This is a genomic window from Burkholderia sp. KL41 (genome assembly GCF_057005415.2).
The window spans coordinates 3,636,369-3,660,933 of record NZ_CM174447.1; the positions used below are offsets into that span (position 1 = coordinate 3,636,369).

The following is a 24,565-nucleotide window of genomic DNA, read 5'->3' on the forward strand; positions in this document are numbered from 1 at the left end:
TGTGTGGGTGAGGTTTCGGATGGGCTGAACATCAATGCGCCGGCGTGAGCGTCGCCGTGCGGTGACGGTAGAGCGCGAACGTCGCAAGCAGCGCGCACACCGCGGCGAAGCTCATCCAGTAGCCGGGTGCGGCCTTGTCGCCCGTCATGTGAATGAGCCCGGTCGAGATGGCTGGCGTGAAGCCGCCGAACACGGCCGTCGCGAGGCTGTAGGCGAGCGAGAAGCCCGCGACGCGCACCTGCACCGGCATCACTTCGGTGAGCGCGACGACCATCGCACCGTTATAGATCCCGTACATGAACGAGAGCCAGAGCAGGACGAGCAGCATGTTGGCGAACGACGGCGCGTGAGCGAGGAACGACAGCGCCGGATAGGCGGTCAGGACGGTGAGCATCGTCATGCCGACCAGCAGCGGCCGACGGCCGAACCGATCGGACAGCGCACCGCCGATCGGCAGCCACACGAAGTTCGACACGCCGACGCAGAGCGTCACGAGCAGGCTGTCGGCGGTGCTCAGATGCAGCACCGTCTTGCCGAAGGTCGGCGCATAGACGGTGATCAGATAGAAGCTCGTGGTGGTCATCGCGACCAGCATCATGCCGGCGACCACGACGCCCCAGTTCTGAACCAGCGTGCCGAACACTTCCTTCATGCCCGGGCGATGCTTGCGCGCCTTGAATTCCTGGGTTTCCTCCAGGTTGCGGCGCAGCATGAAGATGAACGGCACGATCATGCAGCCGACGAAGAACGGCACGCGCCATCCCCAGGTGGCGATCTGCGATGCGCTCAGCCACTGATTGAGCGCAAAGCCGAGGCCCGCCGCGATGACGATCGCAACCTGCTGGCTGGCCGATTGCCAGCTGGTGAAGAAGCCCTTGCGGCCGGGCGTTGCCAGCTCGGCGAGATAGACCGATACACCGCCCAGCTCGGCGCCTGCGGAGAAGCCCTGCAGCAGCCGCCCGATCAGTACGAGCACGGGCGCCAGGAGCCCGATCGACGCGTAGCCCGGCACGAACGCGATCAGGATGGTGCCGCTCGCCATGATGGACAGCGTGACGATCAGGCCCTTGCGGCGGCCTACCTCGTCGATGTACGCGCCCAGCACGATTGCGCCCAGCGGCCGCATCAGGAAGCCGGCGCCGAACACGGCGAAGGTCATCATCAACGAAGCGAACTCGCTTTGCGCAGGGAAGAAGACGTTGGCGATCTGCGTGGCGTAGAAGCCGAACAGGAAGAAGTCGAACTGCTCGAGAAAATTGCCGGCCGTGACGCGAAAGATCGCAGCGGCCTTCGAACGTTCGGCCGGAAGGCTGGACGAGGGGTGCATCGAGGTGTCTCCTGAAAATCCGGAAATATGCGGGGCGGGTCGATTGTGGTTTTCCGGAATGTTCTCCCGGCGTCGATCAAACGATAAGTGCGATTTTTGGAAGAATTGATGCACCGAGGTTATCAATCGACAGGGCGTCGCCTGTTTCGATCAGCGCCTGCACGCCGGGCGACGTCGGTGCGCATCACGAGTTGTCGAGCTGATCAAGCGAAACACTCGGCGAGGGCCGAGGATGCGCTGCTCGCCAGGATCGCCCACGATCGCCGGCGCAGCATGCTGCCTGACGAGGTGTCCGGGAAGGACCTGATGGAGTTCTACGGAGAAACCCGGGCGACCATCAAGCAGGCGCTCGTCCGCCCGGCGGATCTGCTTTTCGGCGACGCCGGTTACCGTGCGACAGGCGCCAGCGGACCAGCTCGTCTGCGCCGGGACCTTCCTGGATCTCCAAATCCGCCGCGTTGGTCTGCTCCCCCGTCTCCTGGTCGATAAAGCTCCACCGCACCTCGGCGCCTGTCTTTCGATTCACGAACTTCATCGGAGGCGCCGAAGCGCCGGAAACGTCCAGACTGTCCCCAATCTGGGCAAGTACCGGCATCACCGGGGCGATCTGCCAGCCCTTGTGAGTCAGGAGATATTCAAATCGCTCCGGATTCACCTGATAGCGCCTACGCTCAACGAGGCCGTTGGCCTCCAGATGCTTGAGCCGGTCGCTGAGCGTCGCGTTGGTGATGCCGGACGACTGGCGAAACTCGTCGTACCGGCTGAGCCCGCAGACAAGGTCGCGCAGTATCAGCAAGCCCCATCGGTCGCCGATCGCCGCCATGACGCCGGCAATCGGGCACACCATTCCGTCAAAACCCTTCGAGCGCATGGCCGTTTCCCTGATTAGCCCCGGCGATCGTCGCCGAGGGTGAATCTCATTATAAGAGTCGCGCGAACGTCGACGGGACGCTTCCGCCCAAGAGCCCGTCGCCTTCCCAGTTCAAGTGCCGAAAAGTTCTTGTCTTGTGGGACACTCACTCTTATTATAAGAGTGAGTGTCCCACTTGTTGACCGGCGTCGTCGGTGGGTGTCCGTAGCATCGAACTCAAGGAAACCATCATGCCTCCCCATGCCACTTCCAGAATCTTCGTCATCGGTGGTACAGGCGCGCAGGGCCTGCCCGTCATCAGCGCGCTCGTCGCGGACGGCAAGTATTCCGTTCGCGCGTTGAGCCGAGATCCCGATTCCCGGCGCGCCAAGGCGCTGCTCGCACTCGGCAACGTGTCGATCCTGAAAGGCACGTTTGCCGACGAAGCCGTTCTGCGGGCAGGCTTTCGCGGCTGCGACGGTGCGTACGTCAATCTGGACGGGTTCAACACCGGCGAGAAAACGGAGATCTACTGGGCGATGCGTTGCTACGAAATCGCGCTGGAAGAAGGCATCGAGTTCTTCGTGTATGGCAACCTCGACTACGCGCTCAAACAGGCCGGCTACGATTCGCGCTTTCGTGCTGGCCACTACGACGGCAAAGGCCGCGTAGGCGAATGGATCCTGTTCCAGAACCAGACGAACCGGGACCGCATGGGCGCGGCCGTGTTCACCACCGGGCCATACATGGAGATGGCCATTTCGGCGAAGACGCCGATGATGCCCTTCGTCGAGGACGGAGTCGTCACCTGGCGCGTGCCGCTCGGCAACGGCGCGGTGCCGCATGTCGCACTGGAGGATTGCGGCTACTACGCGCGCTGGCTGTTCGACCACCCGGAGCGCGCGAACGGCATGGATCTCCAGGTCGCCATTGAGCACGTCGAGTACGGGAAGCTGGCCGAGGCGTTCGAACGGGTAACGGGGCATCCGGCGCGCTACATCGACACGGATCTGGACACTTACTGGAACGGCCCGCTCAAGATGGCGGCGAACTCGCCCGCCGGATACAACGCGGACCCGAATGACAAGAGCACGATGAGTTTCCGCGACAACTTCACCGGATTCTGGAACATCTGGAAGCACGGCGTCATCCGCCGCGACTACGCGCTACTCGACGAAATCCATCCGAACCGCATCCGGACCGTCGAGCAATGGCTTCGACGCGAAGACGAGCGTGGCCGGCAGCAAGGCAAAGGAAGTCTCTGGGAGCGGGTGCAGCCGGAAACCCTGCTCAAGTCGGTGCCGCTTCTGAAGCTGTCCGAAGACGGCAGAAAAGGCACGCTTTAATCTACGGCGTCACGTCCAGTCGATACCGGTAATTCGATCAATGCTTAGTTTACCTAACTGGATTCTGAAATGAATCAGATCGTCGAGATCCGGAAGAACGGCGGGACGGGCTTGCTGGGTGTGCTGATCGTCTGGGGACTGGCCGTTGCCGCGGCAGCCGAAGCGGGGGTTTATCGAGCGATCTACCCGCTGGGGCTCGCCTGCCTCATTGCCCTCGGTATCGTGGCGCCGGTTGCCGTTTATTCGATGTTCCGGGGCTTTCGCACATACGTCGCGACCATCGGGCTAAGAACGCTGACGGCGTTTCATATCTGGAGGATTGCGGCCGCGCTGGTCTTCTTCCGGTACCCTTATGCTTCAGCCGGTCTAGGGCCGGCGACAAGAAACAGGGTGCTGGGCATACTGGCTTGGACGTTGTTCCGCAGTAAGTTTCCTGCCCCAACTCTTCAAACGCCCGCCCGCAGAGCGGGCGTTTTCCTTTTCGTTCTCGTTGACAGTAGAGCCGCTCGAGACTGTGCGCTTCGGACACACTCGAACATCATGAACAAGAGTAGTCACGCGCTCCTAGGTGGATTAGTCGGCGCCTGAATTGCGCAACTCCCAGCGATGATTGACAAAGCCGCATCGCCGGGATCTGTTTCGTTCGTATAGATCCTGGCGGTTTGAATCGAAGATCGTAGACGATGACGCTGCATGCGGCGCATGCCTGCAATGGGCAACGCGTGCCCCTGCCGATCCGGCGCACGCCCTGGCCTATCGGACGGCCTTACTCACGCGCCCATCCATTCTGATAAAGCTGTCCGGCCAGCACGCCGAGGCGCGACGCGAGTACGTAGTTCTCGCCGTCCTCGATCAGCGCCGAACGCACGTCGCGGAACAGCTTCTCGATCGGGAATTCGCGCGTGGTGCCGTTGCCGCCGAACAGCTGGAACGCCTCGTGCGTGATCTTCATCGCTTCCTCGGTCACGCTGACCTTCGCCTGCGCGGTCGCATAGGGATGACTCTGCGGCGACATCCGCGAGAACGCGAGGCTGCGGCGCGCGATCGCGCGCGCCATCTCGAGCCGACGCAGCATCTCGCCGATGCGCAGGTGCGTCATCTGGTGATCCATCAGCAGCGCGCCGCCCTGCTTGCGCTCGTGGCAATACGCGAGCGCCAGTTCGAACGCGGCCCGCGCCGCGCCGACGAACACTTGGCACATGTGCGTGCCCGCATACGACCACGTCGACGCAAGGTTGCCGAGATAGTCGTCCTTCAGCGCGACTGCGAAGCGCTTCGGTACCTTCACGTTGTCGAAATAGATCTCGCCCTGCGGCAGCGAGCGCTGGCCGATCTTGTCAAGCGGCTTGCCGCGCGACACGCCGGGCAGATCGAGCGGCAGGATCATCGCGATGCCGTTCGTGAACGCGCTGCGCTCGCCTTCGCCGTAGAAGCCGTCGCCGTAGTCGGCCGCCATGTACGCGAGCGCGACCTGCGCGACCGAGCCGTTCGAGATCCACGCCGAGCTTTGCCCGTTGATCACGATCTCGTCGACGCCGACCTTCGCGGTCACGTTGCCGACCGGCTGGCGGCCGTTTCCGGCGAGTTCCTGCCGATACAGGATCGCCGCGTCCGAGCCGCGATCGGGCTGCGTGTTCATCCAGCAGCCGACCTTGCCCGCGCACATCTCGACCAGCTCGACGTTGCCAACCGTGTGCGCCATCATCAGCGGCATCGTGGCCGCGCCGATCGACACGGCGAGGCCCGAATCGCCCCAGCCGAGCTCCTCGCCGATCAGCGACTCGATGCGCACGGCAGTCTCCGGCGGAAACTGCGCGATCAGTTGCGGATCGAGGCCGAGCTTCGCGCTCTCGACGATCGCGGCCCAGTACGGCGAGCCCGGCGCGATCACGTCCTCCGCCGTCATCCGGTCGAGCTCGCGGCCGATCGGCCGCAGCACGTCGCGCGCAAAACGATGAACCGTGTGCTGGATTGCGCTTTCCTCTTCGCTCAGCGGCGTCTCGAAGCCGGTCAAGCCGACCACGGGCAGCGCTGCGGACTTGTTCAGACGAATCATCTCCGTTCTCCTCCTGGACTCGAATCATGTCGGCCCGGCAGCGGACGCGCCCGGCCCCCCCACATCTAGTAATACATACCAAACATAGGTCATCATGACAAACAAAGGAAGCAAAAAAAAGACAGGGTATTCCCCTGTCTCCGTTCGCATGGCCGCGGCGGCGGATCGCGCCGTTATTTGCCCGCGGGCGCCGTCAGTGTGCCGTAGGCGATCGCGCGCGACGTCGCGATGAAATACGCATCGAGCGCCTGTGTCTGCCGGCCGGTGCCGTACTGCATCGCGAGGCCGTCGGCCAGCGCGATCAGCATCGTCGCCGCATGCCGGCCATCGGCCGCGCTGAATGCCGGATTGACGGCGCGCAGCAGTTGCGCGAGGTCGCGCGTGAGCGTCGCGTACCACTCGTCGTAGAGCTTGAAACACTCGGCATCGGTGGCCGCAAACGACAGCAAATGCCGGAACAGTGCGTTGTACTTGGCATCCTTCGCATCGGAAACCGAGCGCTGCATGATCTCTTCGAACACGTCGCGCGGCGACGCATCGCTGCTGATCGCGCGCTTCATGTCGTCGAGATACGCCTGGATGACCGGCTCGATGACGGCCCGCAACACGGCGATGCGCGTCGGGAAGTAGTACTGCAGATTGCTGACGCTGATCCCTGCCGCCGCCGCAACCGCGCGCTGCGAGAACTCCAGCGGCCCGCCTTCCAGCAACAGCTTGCGTGCGACGCGAATGATCGTGTTGCGCGTGCGCAGGCCCTGCGCCCGCAAGCCGTCGGTGTTGCCGGCTGCGGCGGTGGGAGTCGAAGTGCGCCGCTTTCTCGTACTGCGCGGCTCGTTGGACACTGTCATCGTGTTCGTCGTGAAGAGGGCGTTTCGGCTTCGTCGAATGGATGCTCCGTGCCTTACGGAGCGCCAACGACTATACCCGATGCGCGCTGCATTTTCCATCGAGCCGCCCTGCGTCAGGCGGCCCGGCCGGATCCACGTGTGCGTGTCGCGACGATCGCATGCCGCTACACCGGCCGCACCTTGCGGTTCACGCGTTCGTCGAGCAGGTTCGCGACGCCGAGCATCGCGGTCATCGCACACCACCGCAGCGGCTCGGGCGGCACCGACGGCGTCTTGTGCGTCAACGTGTCGAGCAGCGGCGATCGCCCATCGTGAATGCGCTCGGCCAGCACGCGCCCGATCAGCGATTGCGTGCCGACGCCATGCCCCGAACAACCGGCCGTGTAGAACACGTTGCCGTGCGCGCCGGCCACACCGACCACCGGCAACGCATCGCCCGCGAACGAGATGTAGCCGCTCCAGCATGCGCGCACCGGCACGTTGCCGAGTTGCGGAAAGCGCGTGTGCAGCGCCTTCAGCAGCGCGCGATACGCGTCGTCGTCCGGCACGTTCGGCGTCTGCGAGCCATACACGTAATGCAGCCGCTTGGTCGTCAACAGCAGCGTGTTGCGCGCGGTCAGGCGATGGCTCTCCATCGTCAGGTGCGACGTGACGATGCCCTCGCGATTCGGCCAGCCGAGCGCCGCGAGCTGCGCGTCGGACAGCGGCTCGGTTTCGAGCGCCGACACGCGCAGCGGCATCACCTTGTCGCCGAGCAGGCCGAGCTGCGGCGTGTACGCATTGGTCGCGAGCACCAGCACCGGTGCACTCGCGCTGCCGCGTGTGGTGCGCACGCGCACCGTCTCGCCCGCGTCGAAATCGAGCAGCGCGGTGTTCTCGTACAGCTTCACGCCGGCCGCGAGCGCCGCGCGCCGCAAGCCCGTCACGTACTTGCCGGGATCGAGCGTGCCGCCGCCCGGCACGTACGCGCCGAACAGGAAGGCCGGCGGAATGCCGCGTTCGCGCATCGCCGCGCCGTCGAGAAACTGCGCGGGCGAACCGAGTTCGATGCCGGTGGCCATGCTCTCGCGCAGGCGCTTCTCCTGCGACGGATGCACGCCCGCGCGAATGATGCCCGACGCACGGTAGTCGCAGTCGATCGCGTATTCGACGAGCTTGCGTTCGACGTATGTGACGCCCTCGTCGTAGAAACCGACGATCCGCTTGGCCTGTTCGTGGCCGACCCGCTTGAGAAACAGCTCGTATTCGAGTCCCTGGCCGCCGGCGAGATAGCCGGCGTTGCGCCCGCTCGCGCCGAAGCCCGCGAATTCGCGTTCGAGCACGACGACCCTCGCGCCGCGCGCCGCGAGTTCCAGCGCGGTGGACAGACCGGCGAAGCCTGCGCCGACGACGATCACGTCCGCCTGCATGTCGCCTTCAAGCTCAGGTTGCGCGCGCTCGGGCGCGTCGATCCAGCCGCCGACGGGACGATACTTCCGCAACGCGGCGTCGGCGCGCATTTCCTCGCCCCAGCGCGCGAGCGGCCCGGCCGCGTCGGCGCCCGCCGCCTGCATCGACGCCGCCGCGCCGACCCCGCCCGACGCCTGTCGCGTCGTCTGCCCTGCCTGCGCTCCCTGCCCGAGCGCGATTGCGCCGTGTGCGTCGCCCATGTCCGCCTCCGTCAGTCCTTGCTGAGAATGTGAATCGCCAACGCGGCCTCTTCGACGCCCTGCAAGCCGCCGCCGTTTTCCTGGATCGCATGACGCGCGCCGTCCACCTGCCGCGCACCCGCTTCGCCGCGCAACTGCGTGACCAGCTCGTACAACTGCCCGATGCCGGTCGCGCCGAGCGGATGGCCCTTCGATTCGAGGCCGCCCGACGTGTTGATCGGGATGCGCCCGCCGAGCGTGAACTCGCCGCGCTCGGCGGCCGGACCGCCTTCGCCGAGCGGCACGAAGCCGAGGTTCTCGGCCTGGATGATTTCGCCCATCGCCGACGCGTCGTGCACTTCGGCCACGTCCATGTCCTCCGGCCCCACGCCGGCCTGCTCGTATGCCTGCAACGCGGCGAGTCGGCCGATGTGCTTGTGCGGCTCGTCGATGCGACGCCGCGTGAAGCTGCGGATCACGCTCGCGGCGATCCGGATGCAGCGGCTGCGATCGGCGCCGATGCGCTCCAGCCCTTCCTCCGTGCATAGAATCGCGGCCGCCGCGCCGTCCGACAGCGGCGCGCACATCGGCAGCGTGATCGGGTACGTGATCGGCGCGGCCGCCAGCACCTCGTCGATCGTGAACGGCTGGCGGAACTGCGAATACGGGTTGTGCACCGAGTGCCCGTGGTTCTTCGCGGACACGGCCGCGATCTGCCGCTGCGTCGTGCCGTACGTGTGCATGTGGTGCCGGCACATCGCCGCGTAGATCTTCATGAAGCGGCTGTACGGGCGCTCGGACTCCGAGCCTGGCGGCGGCTCGATCCCTTCGCCGAGCCGAGCGAGCGTCGCGAAATTCTCGTCGACACGCGACACGTCCCAGCCGGCCTCGAACAGCGCGAACGATTTCGCCTTGTCCGCGACGTTCATCTTTTCCGCGCCGAGCGCGAGCGCGACGTCGCATGCGCCCGACTGCAACTGCCGCACCGCGAGGTGCACGGCCGTACTGCCGGACGCGCACGCGTTCTCGACGTTGAACACCGGAATGCCTTCGAGGCCGATCTTGCTGAACACGACCTGGCCGGGGATCGACAGTTGCCCCTGCAGCGGGCCGTTGGTGATGCCCGCGTAGAACGCGGCGCGGATCGCGTCGGCGTGGCAGCCGGCGTCCCGCAATGCGCGCTGCAGCGCCTCTCTCGCCAGATCGTCGAGGCTGCGGTCGAGATGCCGGCCGAACACGGTCATCGCGATACCGGCGATGTAGATGTTGCTCATCGTATGGAATCCGTATGGAGCAGGTTCAGATCCTGCGTTGCTGGCCTTGCCAGTACTGTTCGCGCAGGTCCTTCTTCAGCACCTTTCCGGCCGTGCTGCGTGGCAGCGCGGCGACGAAGTCCACGCTCTTGGGCGCCTTCACCGAGCCGAGCTTCTCCTTGCACAGCGCGACGAGTTCCTCCGCGCTCACCTGCTGCCCGGCGTTGAGCTCGACCACGGCCTTCACGGCCTCGCCCCATTTGTCGTCGGGCACGCCGATCACCGCGCAATCCTGCACGGCCGGATGCGCCCAGATCACCTGCTCGATCTCGCTCGGATAGACGTTGAAGCCGCCGCTGATGATCATGTCCTTCTTGCGGTCGGTGATGTGCAGATAGCCGTCGCGATCGAGATGGCCGATGTCGCCGGTGTGCAGCCAGCCGTCGACGATCGTCTCGGCCGTCTTGTCCGGCGCGCGGTAGTAGCCCTTCATCACGAGGTCGCCGCGTACGCAGATCTCGCCCGTTTCGCCCTGCTTCATCAGCTCGCCGCGCTCGCCGACGATCTCCACGCGCACCAGCGGGTTCGGGCGGCCGACCGATGCGAGCCGCGTGTCGGACGCGAGCTTGCCGTCGACGAAATGCTCGGCCGGCGTCAGGTACGAGATCGACGCGGGCGCTTCAGTCTGCCCGTAGCCGCCCGTCATCACCGGACCGAATACCTCGATCGCGCGCTTGAGCTTTTCGACCGACATCGGCGCGGCACCATACAGGAAGTAGCGCAGCGACGAGAAATCGACCTGCTCGATGCCGGGGATGTCGAGCAGCCGGTAGATCACGGTCGGCGGCAGGAAGAACTCGGTCACGCGGTGCTTGACGATCGCACCGAGCAGCAGCGCCGGGTCCGGCTTCGGCAGCACGACCACCGTGCCGCCGCGCGCGGTGCACGGCAGCGACATCATGCCGGCCGTGTGCGTCATCGGTGCCGCGGCGAGATTCACCGGGCGCGCATCGTCGTACGTCATCGCGATCATGAATTGCGCGAAGTACGTTTGCAGCGAACGATGCGTGTTCATCACGCCCTTCGGCGCGCCCGTCGTGCCGCCCGTGGCCGACAGCGCGACGACGTCGTCCATCGCGTAATCGACGGCCGGCGGGGTCGCCGGCTGGTGCTCGCTCCACGAAGCCAGCGACGGTGCCCACGGCAGGTCGGCGTCGAGGCACACCCACAGCCGGATCTTCGGCAGGCTCGGCCGCAGCGCATCGATCGCGGCCGCGAACGCCTGATGGAAGAACAGCACTTCGCAGTCGAACGCATCGAGCACGTACTGGTTCTCGGCCACCGCGTTGCGGCCGTTCACCGGGATATACGCGAGCCCGGCGCGCCACATCCCGAGCGCGCAGCTCCAGCCGATCACGTCGTTGTCGGCCCACACCGCCGCCTTCGCCTCCTTCGCGAAGCCGGCGGCGAGCAAGCCGTTGGCGATGCGGCACGACAACTCGCCGATCTCCTGGAACGTGTAGTTGCGATCGTCTTGGATGTACGCGATGCCGTCGGGATTGAGCCGCCAGCCGCGGTCGTAGAAATCGATAATGGCCATGTCACAAGTTCCGTTGGGTCTGGTCCGGTGCGTCGGCGGCCGTCACAGTTGCGTGACCGTCGCGCGCGCGAGCCCGCGCTGTTCGAGGAAGCCGAGCAGGTAGCGATGGCCGAATGCCTTCGAGCCGGACGCGAAGCCGGTGCGCGCGGTATCGCCGTCGAGCAGCTTGAGCACGCCGGCCGCGTGAATCGCGCCCGTCGAGATGTACGGCGTGACGCCGTGCACGGTCGCGCGCACCGCCGCGAGCTGGCCGCGGCCGATCGCGACATCGACGCTGCGCTGGATCGTCGTGCGCTCGCGCGGCGGCATCGTCGGCGTGGTCGACGCGACGACCTGCTTCAGCACTTCGTCCTGTTGCTCGCGCGGCAGGTGCTTGTATTCGGCTTCCCACTTCTGTCCGAACTGGTGCACCAGCTTCATCACGTTGTTGTCGTAGAAGCCCACGCACGAGATGCAGCTGCGCACGCGCGCATCGTGCTCGAAAAAGACGGGCAGCGACGTGCCGCCCCACGGCAGGCAGAACACCGGCTGCATCAGCTCCGGCGTCGCGACGGTGAACGACGCGTCCGCGGCGTGCGGCACGAGCGCCTTCTCCCACAGGTAGCAGGACTCGTGGCGCGCGCCGTCGAAGATCGTCGCGGTCGAGCCGATGCTCACGCCGGCCGCACCGCGCGGGCCGCGCGTCAGCGTGGCCGTCTCCAGCGCATCGATGCCCGGCGTTTCGAGCGCGAGCTCGGCGGCGATCTCGGCGAACGTGTACATGTACGCGTTCGACGACGACACCAGCAGGCCGGCCTGGCGATACTGCTCACCGAATTCGTCGCGCACCGCACGGATATACGACTGTTCGCCGGTCGTATCGAGGTGGTGACAGCCGGCCTTCAGCGCGGCCTCGACGCCGACGAGCCCGAAGCTCGAGAACGGCCCGACCGTGTTGCACACCACCTTCGCCCCGCGGAAAGCCTTCACGAGCGCATCGACGTCGTGCTCCGCCTCGATGATTTCGTATTGCGCGGATTCGAGCCGCACGACGCGCTGCGCCATCATTTCCTTCGCGCGGCCCGCATTGCGCGCGACCGCCGTGAACGGGATGTTCTGGTCGATCAGCCAGTCCATGATCAACATGCCGGTGTAACCGCTTGCGCCATAAACGACGACGGGGTGCTTAGCCATGGTTGTCTCCTGAAACGTGAATTGTCGAGAACCGGTTCGGTTCGAGGTCGGGTACTGCTGCTTCGTATCCAGCGCGTTCTTTTGTAGAACACATTACCAATCTTAGGTCACTATGACAAAGTAAAGCGTAAAGAAAAAGGCAGGGTATTCCCGGGCCTGGCGCGTTTCGCACATCACTTCGCCGCTCCGTCCGGCGACAGGCCGGCCAGATAGCGCGCAACCGCACGCGTGTCGTCGCCCGACAACGTCGCGGCCAGCGCGTTCATCGCGCCGGTCGGATCGTGCCGCTCGCCCGAGCGGAACGCCGCCAGTTGCGTTTCCAGGTAAAGCTGCCCTTGGCCGGCGAGGCGCGGCGCCGGATCCTTGCCGGTCAGCGCCGCGCCGTGACACGCGCGGCAGCTTCGCGCCTCCACGAGCGCCATGCCCCGCTTGTCGAGCGCCGCGTCGGCCGGCACGGCCTCGTTGCGCGCCGGCGCCTGCCGCGCGAAATAGGTCGCCAGCGCGGCGATCTTCGCGTCGTCGAGTTCGCGCGAAAGCGGCCCCATATACGCGTTGCGGCGCTGGTCCGTGGCGAACGCGCGCAGTTGCGCGGCGATATACGTGGCCGGCTGGCCGGACAGCGACGGATACCACGCGTTCTGCGACTGCCCGTGCACGCCGTGGCAGAAGAAACACGTCTCCTGCGGCCGCGGCCACGCGCCGCCGTTGACCTTGTCGGCTTCGCCGATCGCGGCCATCGACTTCTGGTAACGCATGCCGTCGACGAGGTCGGGTCCGTACAGCGTGCCGGCTGCCGCCACGCCCGCGATCACGAGCGCCGCGCCGATCATCCAGGTTCGTTTCATTCAGGCCTCCCGTCCGCGGCCGGCCAGTTTGCCGAGCGCCTGCAACGCCGCGCGGTGTCCGGAGCGCACCGCGCCGTCCATCGCGCCGGCCCACAGGTCGGCCGTCTCGGTGCCCGACCAGATCAGCCGGCCGGCTTCCGGGCGCAGGAACTTGCCCCATTTTGTCCAGAACCCGGGCGGCAACGGGTGGATGCACTGCAGCGTCCACGGATCGACGCGGCCCCAGTCGTAGTCGTGGAACTGCGTCGGATGCAGCGCCTTGTCGCCGAGCGCGCGCGCAAAAATGGCCGACAGCGTCCGCTCGGCGGCCTTCGGCTCGGCCGGCAGCGCGCCCGGCGCGACGAACGCGGCGAGCACGCCGACCGAGCCGTCCGGCGGCGAGTTGTCGTACGCCATGAACACCGGGCCGCCGACCTCGAAGATCTGTCCGTTGTAGCCGTCGTCGCGCCAGAACGGCCGGTCGTACACGTGCACCGTCTTGCGCATCGGCGCATTCGCCGGCCAGTTCCGCTGCAACTGCGCGCGGCCGTCCGGCAGCGGCGGATCGAACACGATCTGCTGGCACAGCGCCGGATTGAGCGCGACGATCACCCGCCGCGCGCGCAGCACGCCGCGATCGGTCTGCACGTCGACCACGTCGCGATCCCAGCCCGAGATCTTGCGCACCGGGCAGGACAGTTGCACCTTCGACGCGCCGAGTTCGCTTGCCATCCGCATGCTCAACACCTGCGAGCCGCCGACGAAACGCGTTTCCTGTGCGCCGCCCTTGGTCGATTCGAGCTTCGCGTAGTCGCAATCGGCGCTGTTGATCATCGACAGGTAGTGCAGCAGCCCGAGCTGGGCCGGCGCGCCGCCGAGCGACAGCTTCGCCGCGAGGCCGAGAAAGTAGCCGTCTTCATAAGTCACGCCCTGCTTGCGCAGCCAGTCGCCGTAGGTCAGCTTGTCGAGTTCCGCCGCGTGCTGCGCGGTCCACGGCTCGCGCGACGGCACGCCGCGGGCGAGTGCGCCGAGCTTCGCGCCGAGCGCGTCGTCGCCGCCCGAGCCGCCGTGGAAATCCTGGGCGACGCGCGCGTCGCCGGCCAGCACGACGGTCTTGCCCGCGTAATAGGTCGGGAACGTATCGACGCCGAGTTCGCGGGCGAGGTCGGCGATCGCCGTCTGCCCCGGGCCGATCCACTGGCCGCCGGCTTCGGACACCACGCCGTGCCCGAGATCGTGGTTGTAGGTCCGCCCGCCGACGCGATCGCGCGCCTCGACCACGACGAACGATTCGCATCCGGCGCGCTGCAGGTCGCGCGCGGCGGTCAGCCCCGCGAGCCCGGCGCCGATGATGACGACGTCGAACACGCCGCGATCGGCGGCTGCCGGCGCCGCGCCTTCGGCGAACGACACCTCGCCGGCGGCGAGCGACGCGGCGCTCGCGGCCGCGACGCGCAATATCCGTCGTCGGGCCTGCATGTCCGGCTTGTCCTTGCTTTTCATCTTGCGTACTCCATCCTTCCTTTTTTCGGATTCAACTCACGGCGCGGCCAGCACGCCGTCCTGCGAAAACAGCACCGGCTTGCCGCGCGCGTCGATCAGCGCGGCGGTGAGCGTCGCGCGATCCGCGCGCTGCGCGACGTCGAACGGGCCGCCCGCGACGCGCTGCGTGAACGTCAGTCCGTCGAGCCCGACGCCGACCAGCCCGCCGCCGGTCGCGACGAGATCGGTGATCGAGCTGTGCGCGCCGGTATTCAGCGCGGTCCATGTCGTGCCGCCGTCGTGGCTCTCGAACAGGCTGCCGAGCAGCCCGCCGACCACGATCCGGCCGTCCGGCATCGCGACGCCCGACCACAACGTGCCCTTGCCGCCCGTTGGCAGATAGACCCAGTTCGCGCCACCGTCGGCCGACTTGAGCACCATCCCCTGTTCGGACACGACGTAGAGCGCCTGTGCGGCATCGGCAAACGCGTGATAGAGATTGCGGTCGGCCTTGCCGCCGCCCGGCGGCTTCGGCAGCGTCGTGCGCGCCCACGTCTTGCCGCCGTCGTGCGTCTGCAGCATCAGCGACCACAGGCCGACGGCAATCCCGTCCCGCGCGTTCGTGAACAGCACCGAGAACAGCGGCTGGTCGACCGACGTATCGAGCCGCTGCGTGACCCACGTGTCGCCGCCGTCGTCGGTCGCGAGAATCGCGCCCCACTGGCCGACGGCCCAGCCGTGCTTCGCATCCGCGAACGACACGGCCGACAGCGTCGCCGCAACCGGCACGCGTCGCGCCTGCCGCCAGGTCTTGCCGTCGTCGTCGGACAGCAGCACGATGCCGTGCTCACCGACCGCGACGATCCGCGATCCGGCGCGCGCCGCATCCATCAGCATCCGGTGCGTCGGCGCGGCCCACGCATGCGCGGGCTTCGTGGCCCAGGCCGCCACCGTTCCGTCCTGAGGTTGCGCGAAGGCCGCCGCGGCGGCGCACAGCGCGGTACAGGCAATGAGCGTCTTGATCATGGATGAACCTCCGTAGGGGTGTGCGCGGGCATCAGTGGCTGAACAGCACCGACCAGCCGGCATGCGCGACGCCGAGCGCGATGACGGGCGGCTTGTCGGCAACCTGCGCGGCCGCCGCCTGACGTCCGGCGTCGCCGTCGTTCGACGACGGGGCCACGGCCGGTTCGCCGCCCGTGGCGTGGCGCACGCTGACGCGTTGCGCGTTGGTTGCGAACGCGCGGGCCGGCGCGGGCTGTTGCGCAACCGTTTCATGGAAGCGTGCGAAGCCTGTCGCCACGAGGCAAAGTGCGCCGCACACAGCAAAGGTCTTGACCATGACTGGATCTCCGTCGGGATGTGCGTCAACTTCAGTGGCTGAACAGGCCCGGCGCGCGGGCCGGCTTGCGGCGCGGGAACCAGCGTTCGAGCAGCGACGCGAGCGCGGGCAGCGCGGTCATCGCCATCACCAGGTTCACGATGAACATGAACGCGAGCAGCTTGCCCATGTCGGCCTGGAACTTGAGCGCCGAGAAGCTCCACGTCGCGACGCCGATCGCCAGCGTGATCGCGGTGAAGATCGTGGCCACGCCCACTTCGAGCATCGCGTGCTGCACGGCCTTCACGATGTCCTGCCCGCCCGCGAGATGCACCTGCAGCCGGTTGTAGATGTAGAACGCGTAATCGACGCCGATGCCGACTGCCAGCACCATCACCGGCAACGTCGCGACGGTCAGCCCGATCTGCAGCTCCTTCATGAACCAGTAGCCGATGAACGTCGCGACCGACAGCGGCACGCAACAGGCGAGCATCGCGCGCCAGTCGCGATAGGCCAGGAACACGAGGACCAGGATCGCCGCATACACGTAGAGCATCATCGGCAGCTCGCTCTTCTCGACTTCGTCGTTCGTCGCGGCGAGCACACCCGCGTTGCCTGCGGCGAGCCGCACCGTGATGCCCGGGAACGGATGCGACGCGCGGTACTGCTTCACGTCGTCGAGGATGCGGTTGATCGTCGTCGCCTTGTGATCGGTCAGGAACAGGTGCACGGCCGTCATCCTGCAGTCGCGGCTCATGAAGCCCTTCAAGCGCGACACGTCGACCGACACCGCGCCGTAGTTCTCGGCGGCGATCGGCACGACGTTCATCTTCGGGAAGTCCTCGTTGTAGCCCTGGTTGTACGCGCGCAGCATCGCCGAGTACGACTGCACCGATACGACGCCAGGCTCGGTCTTCATCGCGGCCGAGAAGTCGTCCTCATACAGGCCGACCGCCGGGTTGTCGCACGCCTTGCCGGTCGATTCGATCGCCACCGTCAGCCAGTCGAGGCCCATGTCGTAGTTGCCGGCGATCGACGTCGCGTCGCGGTTGAAGCGCGCGTCCGCGCGCAGCTCCGGCGCACCCGGCTGCAGCGTGCCGATCACGCGATCGCGGCTTTGCCACGCGGCGAGCGCGAAGATCGCCACCGTCAGCGCGACGGTGACGCCCGCGTACTTCGGCTCCGCCACGCGGGCGAGCACGCGCAGCGGTTTCGCACGCTGCTGCGCGCGCTTCAGCGAGTTGTCCGCATAGGTTTTCGTGAAGTTGAAGCACGATGCCGCGACGGGCAGCAGGATCAGGTTCGTGACGATCTTGTAGGCCACGCCGAGCGACGCGGTGATCGCCAGCTCGCGCACCATCGGAATCGGAATCAGCAACAGCGTGATGAACGACACGAACGCGGTGATCAGCGCGAGCACGCCGGGGATCAGCAGGCCGCTGAAGCTGTGGCGCGCCGCATCGAACGAACTCTGCCCGTGCGCGATCTCGCGGACGATGAAGTTCACCTGCTGCACGCCATGCGACACGCCGATCGCGAACACGAGGAACGGCACGAGCACCGCGAGCGGATCGAGGCCGAAGCCGAGCAGCTTCAGGGTGCCGAACTGCCATACGAGCGACGTCAGCGAGCACGCGACCAGCAGCACCGTGAAGCGCACCGAATGGCAATACCAGTACACCGCGAGCGTCGTCAGCAGCAGCGCGACCGCGCAGAAGCCGAGCACGGCCGTCGCGCCGTCGGCGATATCGCCGATCTGTTTCGCGAAGCCGATGATCTGGATCTCGTAGCCGGCATCCTCGAACGGCTTGCGGATCTTGTCTTCGAGCAGGTGATTGAACGCCACGTAGTCGAGCACCTTGCCGGCGCTGTCGCGCTCGTTCAGCTCGGCCGTGATCATCGCGCTGTCCTCGCCGTGAGACACGAGCGTGCCGACGTAGCCGCCGAGCGTCGTCGCGCGGCGCACGCGCGCGACGATGTCGGGCGTCAACTGGTCGGGCGTGACCGTGCCGGGAATGATCGGCTCGGCGCGAAACCCTTCGTCGGTCACTTCGTTGACGAACGCGTTCGGCGTCCACAACGAGCGCACGCCGATCCGGTCGACGTTCGGCAGGTACGTGACGGCCTGCGTGACGTCGTACAGCCGCGTCAGCCCCTGCTTCGACCAGATCGACCCGTGCCTCGCACGCACGACCACCGTGATCCGGTTCGCGCCGAGCAGGTCGTTCCGGTATTGCTGGAACGTGCGGATGTACTCGTGCCCGATCGGCATCTGCTTTTCGAAGCCGGCATCCATGCGCAGTTGCACGGCGAACACGGCCATCGCGACGGTGAACAACGCGATCGCCGCGAGTACGATCGCGCGGTGACCGAAGAAAAGCCTTTCCAGGCGACTGACCAGACGATTGAGCACGACGTTACCCCTTCATGTATTGCGGTGGCCCACCTGCCACCTGCCACCCGCCGCCGTCAGAAATTCCGCGTGACGAACAAGCCGACGAAATTGCGGTCCGCATAAGGCTGGCCCACCGTGTTGTGACCGCCCCAGAACGAAGTGAAGTTGATGCCGGCCTGCCAGTTCGGCGGGTTCTGGTTGAACAGCACGTAGACGTTCAGCGACTTCGCACCCTGCATGTAATTCGCGGTGAAGGTCGGTGTGTAGCCGTACAGGCCGGTGCTGAACGTCAGGCCCGGCGTGACCTGCCAGCCGGGAATCAGCGTGCCGTCATAGGTCCAGTTGAAGTCGATCGTCGCGCCCACCGAGCTCGACGTACCCTGGCCCATCCCGATCGGATAGCCGGCAGCCGACCCGTTGTTCAGCCACGGCAGGTAGCCGGTCTGCGGCACCTGCGTGACGGTCTGGCCGCCGACCGTGCGCGTGACGCCGCTCGGGCTCAGCCCCGGGTAGTAGATCCACGTCAGTTCCCACGTCAGCGCGGCCGAATCGGCGCCGAGCAGTTTCAGGAACGGATACTCGCTGCGCGTGAGCGCGAGCAGCCCGTTGATGTCGTACTGGAACTTCTTCTTGTCGACCCATTGCGGGCAGTCCAGGCCGGCCACGCCGTTCGTGTTCAGGTCGAGCGGGCCGCCCGCGCCGTAGCAGCTCGACAGCGCGACCGCATCGCGCGGCCGGTACGACAGTTCGGTGCCGATCGCCCACGGGCCGACGCCGAAGTTCGCGCTGACGCCGAACAACTGGCGCCGGCCGAGATACGACCATTGCTCGGTGCCGTTCGCGAGCGACGCGAGCACCGGCGACTTGTCGGTGTAGTTCAGGTAGTAGAACGCGAAGTTCGCGTCGAACGAGCGCGGCGAATAGTTGAACTTCACGCCGAACTGCGGCCGGTATTTCGCCGGCAGGTTCGTCGTGCTCGGCAGGCCGATGTCGTTGAACGGCGGCCCGGCGTAGGCGCCGTTCACGAGCCCGTTCTTGATCGCATTGAGCGTGTCCTGGTTGCCCGCCGCACCCGATCCGCCGATCGCGTTCGCGATCGTGCCGGCGCTCGGGCCGGTCACGTTCAGGTTGTTCGTGTTGATCGTGAACGGCTCCGCGCCGCGGCCGAAACCGTTCGTCACCGACCAGTACGAGCCGACCGGCGGATAGCGGTTGCCGTTCCACTGGAACTGGTAGTACGCCTCGGTGCTGAACCCGTGCGACAGGTCGGCTGCCAGGCTCACCATCGGCGCGGGCAGCAGCGCCTGCTTGAGCTGCGAGCCGGGAATCAGCAGCTTTTGTGTGTCGATGGAGTTCGTCGCGTTGATGCCGCTCTGCGCGAACATGCTCTCGCCCCAGTTGATCACCTGGTTGCCGAGCCGCACGTGCGCGTTGCGCCCGCCGATCGTGAAATCCTTCTGCGCCCACAGGTCGAGCAGCTGCGCGTTGTAGACGACCTGCGCGGCGGCCGTGCTCGACAACGGCGTGCGGTTCGTGTTCTTGGCCATGAAGTCGTACATGCCGGTACCGCGCACCATGAACTTCAACCCCTCGCTCGGCATCTTCAGCAGCAGCTCGCTGGTCGCGCTGATGTAGGTGCTGAACGGTTGGCCCCTGCGATAGTTCAGGTCGCCGTTGTCCGCATAGCCCCACTGGTTGGTGTTCGCGCCCGCGCCGCAGCCAAAGGCGTTCGGGTCGCCGGTGAGCGAGCAGCTCGGGTTTTTGGTGCGAATACCGGCGCCGGCCGTGAGGTTCGACACCCACGAGCCCTGCAGGGCCCCGCCGTTCAACGTGAAGTCATACGCGTACGCGCTCGACGTCGCGGCGCCCGCCATCGCGACCGATACCGTAGCATTCCTTAACAATCTTGCCGGTTCCATGATCCACCTCCGCCCCTGTTCGATGCCGGCGCACGATCGTTGCGCGCGCCGGTCCTTGTATCCGTCAGCCGGTCACCGTCAACGTTCGCTGACCGAGCGCAGCGATTCCGCCGTGTAGAAATCCTGCTTGAAGCGCGGATCGTCGGCCTGACCGAACCAGCGAATGTCCTTGCCCTGACCGATCGACGACGCATCGAACACATAGCGGCCATTGATCATGTCGTACTGCGCGAGCGGTTCGTTGTCGCAGGTGCCACCAAGCTCCCATACCGGAATCGGGTAGCTTTCCCGCACCTTCCACAACTTGCCCTGCGCGTCGTAGTCCTCGCCGACGAGCGCGAGCCAGCTGTCTTCGTCGAGATAGAACACCTTCTTCGACGCGACGTGCCGCGCGCTCGGCTTCAGCGTCGCTTCGACGACCCACACGCGATGCGTCTCGTAGCGACGGTTCGCCGCGGCGAGGCCGTCGGGCGTCGCGACGTCGTGCAGCTTGCTCTTGAACCGGTACATGCCGAACGCGTTGTACGGGACGAGCATTTCCTTCTTGCCGACCAGCTTCCAGTTGAACCGGTCGAGCGAGCCGTTGATCATGTTGGCCTCGTCGATCAGGTACTGGTTCTCGAAGCCGATCAACGGCGCGTCATGCGTATAGGCCGGCATGCGTCGCACGCGGCGCTGTCCCGGGAAGTAGTAGTAGGTTTCCGAATCCTTGTTGAAGTACTGCCGCTGGACGAAGGCCTGCCCGGCCAGCGCGGCCGGCGAGTTCATCTGGAAATAAACGGCGGCGCTCAACTGGTCGACCTCCTGCGGCGAGGTCTTGCCGAGCTTGGCCGACGGGAAGTAGAACGTCTGCGGGCCGACCGCGTCGATCCATTCGCTGCTGCCGGGGCGCGGCGAAATGCTCGTGGCGACCTGCGCCCATTCGACGCCTTCGCCGCGATAACGCATCTCGTAGTTCAGGATCGCTTCGATGCCGTTCTTCGGTTGCGGGAACGGCACGCCCGGCAACGCGGCCGCGGCGAGGTTCTCGCCGCTCGCATCCAGCTTCGCGGCCGCGAGGTTCGCCTTCGAGTTCTGCTCGGCGGCATCCGGCAACTGGCATTCGCGGTGGGACGGGTAGACGTCCATCCGGTAGCCCTTCTTCTGCTTGATCAGCGCGACCTGGCCGGGCGACAGCTTGTCCGCATACTTGTCGACGTTCGCCGCGTCGATCGAATAGAGCGGCTTCTCGTTGCGATGCTTCCAGAAATCGCCGCGTACCTTGCCCCACTCCCAGCCGGCGTCGGGCGACTGCTTGCCCGCATAAGCCGGCACCGCGCCGTCCTTGCTCGCCGCACGATCGGCGCCGGCCGGTGTCAAGTCGTCCGCCGCGACGGCGGTGCCGATCGCGACACATGCAGCGGCCGCGATCGCGGACGTGGTCCAGAAACGATGCTTCTTCATCATGGTTCTCCTTCCTGCTCCGCCTTCGCTCGCCCATCCCGGACGAAACGCATTTGTTTCGATCGTCGTCGTCAATCGACGATGACGTCGCGCCCTGAACGAGGCCGGCCGGGGTCCCCGGCCGGCCACGTGCCAATCGACTGCTATCCCGTTACTTTTTTGTCAGGACTACGATTCATATGGAACGCAAATCCCGCGAAAAACCCTCGTGCCTTCCGTCAGCCCTTGCCGGAGCCGGCCACCGCCACCGCGCGAATCTCGACGCACAGCCCCGGCAGCGCCAGTTGCGTGACGCCGACCGCTGTCCACGACGGGTAACGGTCGGGGAAATACACGTCCTTGACCGCCGCGAAGCCTTCGGTCTCGCATTGCAGATCCGTGTGGAAAGTCGTGAGCTCGACGACATCGGCGAGGCTCGCGCCGGCTTCCTCGAGGATCGCCTTCAGGCACTCGAACGCGATCCGCGCCTGGGCCTGCACGCCGTCGGCCGGCTGCATCTGCGCGTCGAGGCCGACCTGGCCCGACACCCAGATCGTGTCGCCGACGCGCGTCGCCGGCGAGAAGTGGTACGCGTCGTACCACGGCTGGAACGCAGCCGGCACGATCGATTGCCGCTTCGGAGTTGCTGTCATGACGAATTCTCCCGGTTCAGACGAGTTGGCGGAAACACGGCGCGCGGAACGGATCGCCGGCCTTCAGCCCGGCGAGTTCCTCGACGAACAGCACGCCGGCCGGCGTGAATCCCGAGCGGCTTTCGTCGGGCAGCGGGCTGAACACCGCGTCGTCGCCGAAAAAGCGCAGCACGAGCGTATGGCGATCGGGGAAATCGGCGTCGACCGCGCCGCCGCCGTGCAGCACGCCTGGATGGAGCAGCAGCACGTCGCCCGGCTTCGTTTCCCACGACAGGATGTCGTACGCATCCGGCGCCGCGCGGCGCTCGGCCTCGATGTTCGGCAGGCGCGGCCACACGTCGCCGCCGTGCAGCGGGTCGGTCGGATCCTCGGCGTTCTGGAACGTCGTGCCGTCATGCCGCACGCCGTGATGCGAGCCGCGCACGATCTCCAGCGCATTACGCTTGGGCACGTGCTCGAAGCTGATCCACGCGTTGCCGAAGTGCATGCCCTGCCACGGCAGGTACGACGTGTCCTGGTGCCACGGCGAGCGTGCGCTCTTGCCGCCGCCCTTCATGAACAGCTCCTCGGCGAAGTACCACACGTGCTTCGAACCCCACAGGTCGGCGAACAGCTGCCCGAACGGCAGCGTGCCGACCAGCGCGTCGAGCCGCTCCTTCGCATACGGGTTCGCGTTGTCGTTGTGCGACTTGTATTCGGTGCCGTCGAGCAGCGTCGTCGCCATCGGGCCCGGATTCTCCATTCCCCAGTCGAACACCGCGCGGCATTGCGCGAGTTGTTCGTCGTTGAGCACCCCTTCGATGAGCACGGCTCCGTCCTCGAAGAACGCCTTTCGCTTCATTGCATCCATCGTCTATCTCCCGATTCGTTCAGCCTCAACCGGCGGTTCGTCTTCACTGCCGGCACATCAGTAGAACATGATGACTATGTTAGGTCATCATGACAAAAATAATTAAAAGAAAAAGACGGGGTATTCCCTGTTTCGTCTGCATGATCGACCGAGCGTCGCCGCCCGCCGCCGGCCCGTCATGACAACCGGCTTTCGGCCTTCATACAAGTGCACGACAACGCACGACCTCAGTTTCTTCGCGCCTTCATCCGCGCAAGTGGTCGAACACCGTGTGCGTGATGAAGCCAACCAGTACCGCATCGGCCAGCGCATCGACCGCGCCGTGCGATTGCATGCCGTCGCACAGCGCGGTCAGGCCGAGCGCCAGCACCGGCGTGGGCAACGGCAAAGACACGCCGGCCCGCGCGGCATACGCGTCGATGCACGCGGCCGCGAGTGCCTGGCGGTCTCTTAGCAACGCGCCGAAGCGCGCACGGAACCGCGGATCGCGCGCCGCCTGGAACTGCGCGTCGAGCCACATCAGGTGCACTGCAGGCTGGGTCGTGCCCCTTCGCCAATACGCGAGCATCGCGCGCTGCGCATCGTCGACCGGATCGTGCGAACCGACGATCCGCTGCAATGCCGCGGCAGCCTCGTCCCGATCGCGGCGCAGCAGCTCGAACAGCACGTCGGCCTTGTCGCGGAAGTTCGAGTAGAATGCGCCGCGCGTATGCCCGGCCGCCGCTGCAATATCCTCCACGCTCGCGGCCGCATAGCCTTTCTCCGCGAGGATCGCGCGCGCGGCGCCGAGCAGGCGTTCGCGCGTCGCATCGCGCCGCTCCGCGCGGGTCAGGCGGACCCGGTCCATCCGCGCGCCCCGCAATCGCCGCAACCGGACCAGCAAGTGGTGCGAGCCGTCTCCACGTCCTCGGTATAACTACTCATTTCGGATACGACAAGATGCTCGCGTTCGCACTGCTGCGTCCGGCGTCTCGCTCCAGTGCGCAATATGCGTAATAGAGCGCGACGGTCAGGTACGACCAGGTCAGCAGTGCCAGTACATAGAAATTGAACACGACGTTGGTTTCCTCGCCCGGGATCTTGTAGAAATCGTAGATGCACGCGATCGCCTGCGAGGCGACGAGCGCGAGCGTCGTCGTCAGCGCATGGAGCGCGTGGCCGGCGCGCACGAGCCGCCACACGAAACCGGCGAGATAGATCGACATCAGTGTCCACATCGCCACGTAGAAGTACGGCAGCGCGTGCTGCAACACGCCGGCCACGAGCGCGACCGTCCCGAGCGTCGCGAGCACGAACAGCGTCACGTCCTGCCGCATCGACGGCCGGTAGCCGTGCGTGACGGCCATCAGGCCGGCGACCGCGATCACCGGCATTCCGAAGCCGCGCGAGAACGCGTCCAGAAAGTGCGAAATGAAGTACGACACCGGCGATTCGGTCGCGAAGAAGATCACGGCATTGGACGCGGATATCGTCACGATCCACCACTCGATACCGATCAGGAAGTTGCGCTTGCGCACGAACTTGAAGCCATAGAGGCCGGTCGTCATCGCAAGCGTCGCGCTGGAAAGACAAAGGACAAGTGATCTGTGATCCATGGTTCGAACTCCCGAAGTCGATT

The 24,565-nt window shown here is 66.1% G+C and carries 21 protein-coding genes; 2 read left to right on the forward strand and 19 right to left on the reverse strand.

The window, feature by feature from the left end:
• Positions 1–31: 31 nt before the first annotated feature.
• Both PQB87_RS33845 and PQB87_RS33850 read right to left on the reverse strand, forming a co-directional pair.
• Positions 32–1,327: an MFS transporter gene (locus PQB87_RS33845; protein ID WP_027790157.1), complete on the reverse strand. Its 1,296-nt coding sequence runs from the start codon at positions 1,325–1,327 to the stop codon at positions 32–34.
• Between the two features lie 337 nt (positions 1,328–1,664).
• Positions 1,665–2,198 (reverse strand): winged helix-turn-helix transcriptional regulator, encoded by a 534-nt coding sequence (locus tag PQB87_RS33850; RefSeq protein ID WP_059684739.1) that lies wholly within the window; start codon positions 2,196–2,198, stop codon positions 1,665–1,667.
• Between the two features lie 230 nt (positions 2,199–2,428).
• Between PQB87_RS33850 and PQB87_RS33855 the strand changes: the two genes are divergently transcribed.
• Both PQB87_RS33855 and PQB87_RS33860 read left to right on the forward strand, forming a co-directional pair.
• The gene (locus PQB87_RS33855) at positions 2,429–3,523 is read left to right on the forward strand and encodes an NmrA family NAD(P)-binding protein (RefSeq protein ID WP_489243390.1); all 1,095 of its coding nucleotides are present in this window, start codon (positions 2,429–2,431) and stop codon (positions 3,521–3,523) included.
• Positions 3,524–3,592: 69 nt separating this feature from the next.
• Positions 3,593–4,111 (forward strand): hypothetical protein, encoded by a 519-nt coding sequence (locus PQB87_RS33860; protein WP_489243391.1) that lies wholly within the window; start codon positions 3,593–3,595, stop codon positions 4,109–4,111.
• 178 nt (positions 4,112–4,289) lie between these two features.
• Here the strand turns inward: PQB87_RS33860 and PQB87_RS33865 are convergent, their stop codons facing one another.
• From PQB87_RS33865 to PQB87_RS33945, 17 genes are all read right to left on the reverse strand, one after another.
• Positions 4,290–5,579, reverse strand: a complete 1,290-nt coding sequence (locus PQB87_RS33865) for an acyl-CoA dehydrogenase family protein (protein ID WP_113044799.1) — start codon at positions 5,577–5,579, stop codon at positions 4,290–4,292.
• Positions 5,580–5,752: 173 nt separating this feature from the next.
• Positions 5,753–6,427 (reverse strand): TetR/AcrR family transcriptional regulator, encoded by a 675-nt coding sequence (locus PQB87_RS33870; RefSeq protein ID WP_489243392.1) that lies wholly within the window; start codon positions 6,425–6,427, stop codon positions 5,753–5,755.
• A gap of 164 nt (positions 6,428–6,591) precedes the next feature.
• A complete protein-coding gene (locus PQB87_RS33875) occupies positions 6,592–8,076 on the reverse strand; it encodes an NAD(P)/FAD-dependent oxidoreductase (RefSeq protein ID WP_489243393.1) in 1,485 nt (494 codons plus the stop codon).
• Between the two features lie 11 nt (positions 8,077–8,087).
• A complete protein-coding gene (locus PQB87_RS33880) occupies positions 8,088–9,329 on the reverse strand; it encodes a thiolase family protein (protein ID WP_113044802.1) in 1,242 nt (413 codons plus the stop codon).
• Between the two features lie 25 nt (positions 9,330–9,354).
• Positions 9,355–10,908 carry a class I adenylate-forming enzyme family protein gene (locus tag PQB87_RS33885; protein WP_489243394.1) on the reverse strand — a complete coding sequence of 518 codons (1,554 nt, stop codon included), beginning with the start codon at positions 10,906–10,908 and terminating at the stop codon, positions 9,355–9,357.
• Positions 10,909–10,950: 42 nt separating this feature from the next.
• On the reverse strand, positions 10,951–12,081 hold the full coding sequence (locus PQB87_RS33890; protein WP_489243395.1) for a saccharopine dehydrogenase family protein: 1,131 nt from the start codon (positions 12,079–12,081) through the stop codon (positions 10,951–10,953).
• Positions 12,082–12,254: 173 nt separating this feature from the next.
• The gene (locus PQB87_RS33895) at positions 12,255–12,926 is read right to left on the reverse strand and encodes a c-type cytochrome (RefSeq protein WP_489243396.1); all 672 of its coding nucleotides are present in this window, start codon (positions 12,924–12,926) and stop codon (positions 12,255–12,257) included.
• Positions 12,927–14,408 carry a flavin monoamine oxidase family protein gene (locus PQB87_RS33900; RefSeq protein WP_174413331.1) on the reverse strand — a complete coding sequence of 494 codons (1,482 nt, stop codon included), beginning with the start codon at positions 14,406–14,408 and terminating at the stop codon, positions 12,927–12,929.
• A gap of 36 nt (positions 14,409–14,444) precedes the next feature.
• Positions 14,445–15,413: a WD40/YVTN/BNR-like repeat-containing protein gene (locus tag PQB87_RS33905; RefSeq protein ID WP_113044806.1), complete on the reverse strand. Its 969-nt coding sequence runs from the start codon at positions 15,411–15,413 to the stop codon at positions 14,445–14,447.
• Positions 15,414–15,444: 31 nt separating this feature from the next.
• Complete coding sequence (locus tag PQB87_RS33910; protein WP_027790170.1) at positions 15,445–15,729, reverse strand: hypothetical protein; 285 nt, start codon at positions 15,727–15,729, stop codon at positions 15,445–15,447.
• 31 nt (positions 15,730–15,760) lie between these two features.
• On the reverse strand, positions 15,761–18,121 hold the full coding sequence (locus tag PQB87_RS33915; RefSeq protein WP_489243397.1) for an efflux RND transporter permease subunit: 2,361 nt from the start codon (positions 18,119–18,121) through the stop codon (positions 15,761–15,763).
• A gap of 56 nt (positions 18,122–18,177) precedes the next feature.
• The gene (locus PQB87_RS33920; protein ID WP_489243398.1) at positions 18,178–20,022 is read right to left on the reverse strand and encodes a DUF1302 domain-containing protein; all 1,845 of its coding nucleotides are present in this window, start codon (positions 20,020–20,022) and stop codon (positions 18,178–18,180) included.
• Between the two features lie 78 nt (positions 20,023–20,100).
• Positions 20,101–21,468 (reverse strand): DUF1329 domain-containing protein, encoded by a 1,368-nt coding sequence (locus PQB87_RS33925; protein ID WP_489243399.1) that lies wholly within the window; start codon positions 21,466–21,468, stop codon positions 20,101–20,103.
• Between the two features lie 215 nt (positions 21,469–21,683).
• On the reverse strand, positions 21,684–22,097 hold the full coding sequence (locus tag PQB87_RS33930) for a RidA family protein (protein ID WP_113044810.1): 414 nt from the start codon (positions 22,095–22,097) through the stop codon (positions 21,684–21,686).
• Between the two features lie 16 nt (positions 22,098–22,113).
• The gene (locus PQB87_RS33935) at positions 22,114–22,947 is read right to left on the reverse strand and encodes a phytanoyl-CoA dioxygenase family protein (protein ID WP_027790175.1); all 834 of its coding nucleotides are present in this window, start codon (positions 22,945–22,947) and stop codon (positions 22,114–22,116) included.
• A gap of 244 nt (positions 22,948–23,191) precedes the next feature.
• Positions 23,192–23,794 carry a TetR/AcrR family transcriptional regulator gene (locus PQB87_RS33940; RefSeq protein ID WP_113044812.1) on the reverse strand — a complete coding sequence of 201 codons (603 nt, stop codon included), beginning with the start codon at positions 23,792–23,794 and terminating at the stop codon, positions 23,192–23,194.
• Between the two features lie 73 nt (positions 23,795–23,867).
• Positions 23,868–24,542: a hypothetical protein gene (locus PQB87_RS33945; RefSeq protein WP_489243400.1), complete on the reverse strand. Its 675-nt coding sequence runs from the start codon at positions 24,540–24,542 to the stop codon at positions 23,868–23,870.
• Between the last annotated feature and the right edge of the window lie 23 nt (positions 24,543–24,565).

Bases quoted from the DNA above. Each gene is read 5' to 3' on its own strand.
- PQB87_RS33890 (WP_489243395.1), bottom strand. From the start codon at position 12,081: ATGGCTAAGCACCCCGTCGTCGTTTATGGCGCAAGCGGTTACACCGGC.
- PQB87_RS33925 (WP_489243399.1), bottom strand. From the start codon at position 21,468: ATGATGAAGAAGCATCGTTTCTGGACCACGTCCGCGATCGCGGCCGCT.
- PQB87_RS33895 (WP_489243396.1), bottom strand. From the start codon at position 12,926: ATGAAACGAACCTGGATGATCGGCGCGGCGCTCGTGATCGCGGGCGTG.
- PQB87_RS33930 (WP_113044810.1), bottom strand. From the start codon at position 22,097: ATGACAGCAACTCCGAAGCGGCAATCGATCGTGCCGGCTGCGTTCCAG.
- PQB87_RS33935 (WP_027790175.1), bottom strand. From the start codon at position 22,947: ATGGATGCAATGAAGCGAAAGGCGTTCTTCGAGGACGGAGCCGTGCTC.
- PQB87_RS33905 (WP_113044806.1), bottom strand. From the start codon at position 15,413: ATGATCAAGACGCTCATTGCCTGTACCGCGCTGTGCGCCGCCGCGGCG.
- PQB87_RS33875 (WP_489243393.1), bottom strand. From the start codon at position 8,076: ATGGGCGACGCACACGGCGCAATCGCGCTCGGGCAGGGAGCGCAGGCA.
- PQB87_RS33880 (WP_113044802.1), bottom strand. From the start codon at position 9,329: ATGAGCAACATCTACATCGCCGGTATCGCGATGACCGTGTTCGGCCGG.
- PQB87_RS33940 (WP_113044812.1), bottom strand. From the start codon at position 23,794: ATGGACCGGGTCCGCCTGACCCGCGCGGAGCGGCGCGATGCGACGCGC.
- PQB87_RS33885 (WP_489243394.1), bottom strand. From the start codon at position 10,908: ATGGCCATTATCGATTTCTACGACCGCGGCTGGCGGCTCAATCCCGAC.
- PQB87_RS33910 (WP_027790170.1), bottom strand. From the start codon at position 15,729: ATGGTCAAGACCTTTGCTGTGTGCGGCGCACTTTGCCTCGTGGCGACA.
- PQB87_RS33920 (WP_489243398.1), bottom strand. From the start codon at position 20,022: ATGGAACCGGCAAGATTGTTAAGGAATGCTACGGTATCGGTCGCGATG.
- PQB87_RS33845 (WP_027790157.1), bottom strand. From the start codon at position 1,327: ATGCACCCCTCGTCCAGCCTTCCGGCCGAACGTTCGAAGGCCGCTGCG.
- PQB87_RS33945 (WP_489243400.1), bottom strand. From the start codon at position 24,542: ATGGATCACAGATCACTTGTCCTTTGTCTTTCCAGCGCGACGCTTGCG.
- PQB87_RS33900 (WP_174413331.1), bottom strand. From the start codon at position 14,408: ATGAAAAGCAAGGACAAGCCGGACATGCAGGCCCGACGACGGATATTG.
- PQB87_RS33870 (WP_489243392.1), bottom strand. From the start codon at position 6,427: ATGACAGTGTCCAACGAGCCGCGCAGTACGAGAAAGCGGCGCACTTCG.
- PQB87_RS33850 (WP_059684739.1), bottom strand. From the start codon at position 2,198: ATGCGCTCGAAGGGTTTTGACGGAATGGTGTGCCCGATTGCCGGCGTC.
- PQB87_RS33865 (WP_113044799.1), bottom strand. From the start codon at position 5,579: ATGATTCGTCTGAACAAGTCCGCAGCGCTGCCCGTGGTCGGCTTGACC.
- PQB87_RS33860 (WP_489243391.1), top strand. From the start codon at position 3,593: ATGAATCAGATCGTCGAGATCCGGAAGAACGGCGGGACGGGCTTGCTG.
- PQB87_RS33855 (WP_489243390.1), top strand. From the start codon at position 2,429: ATGCCTCCCCATGCCACTTCCAGAATCTTCGTCATCGGTGGTACAGGC.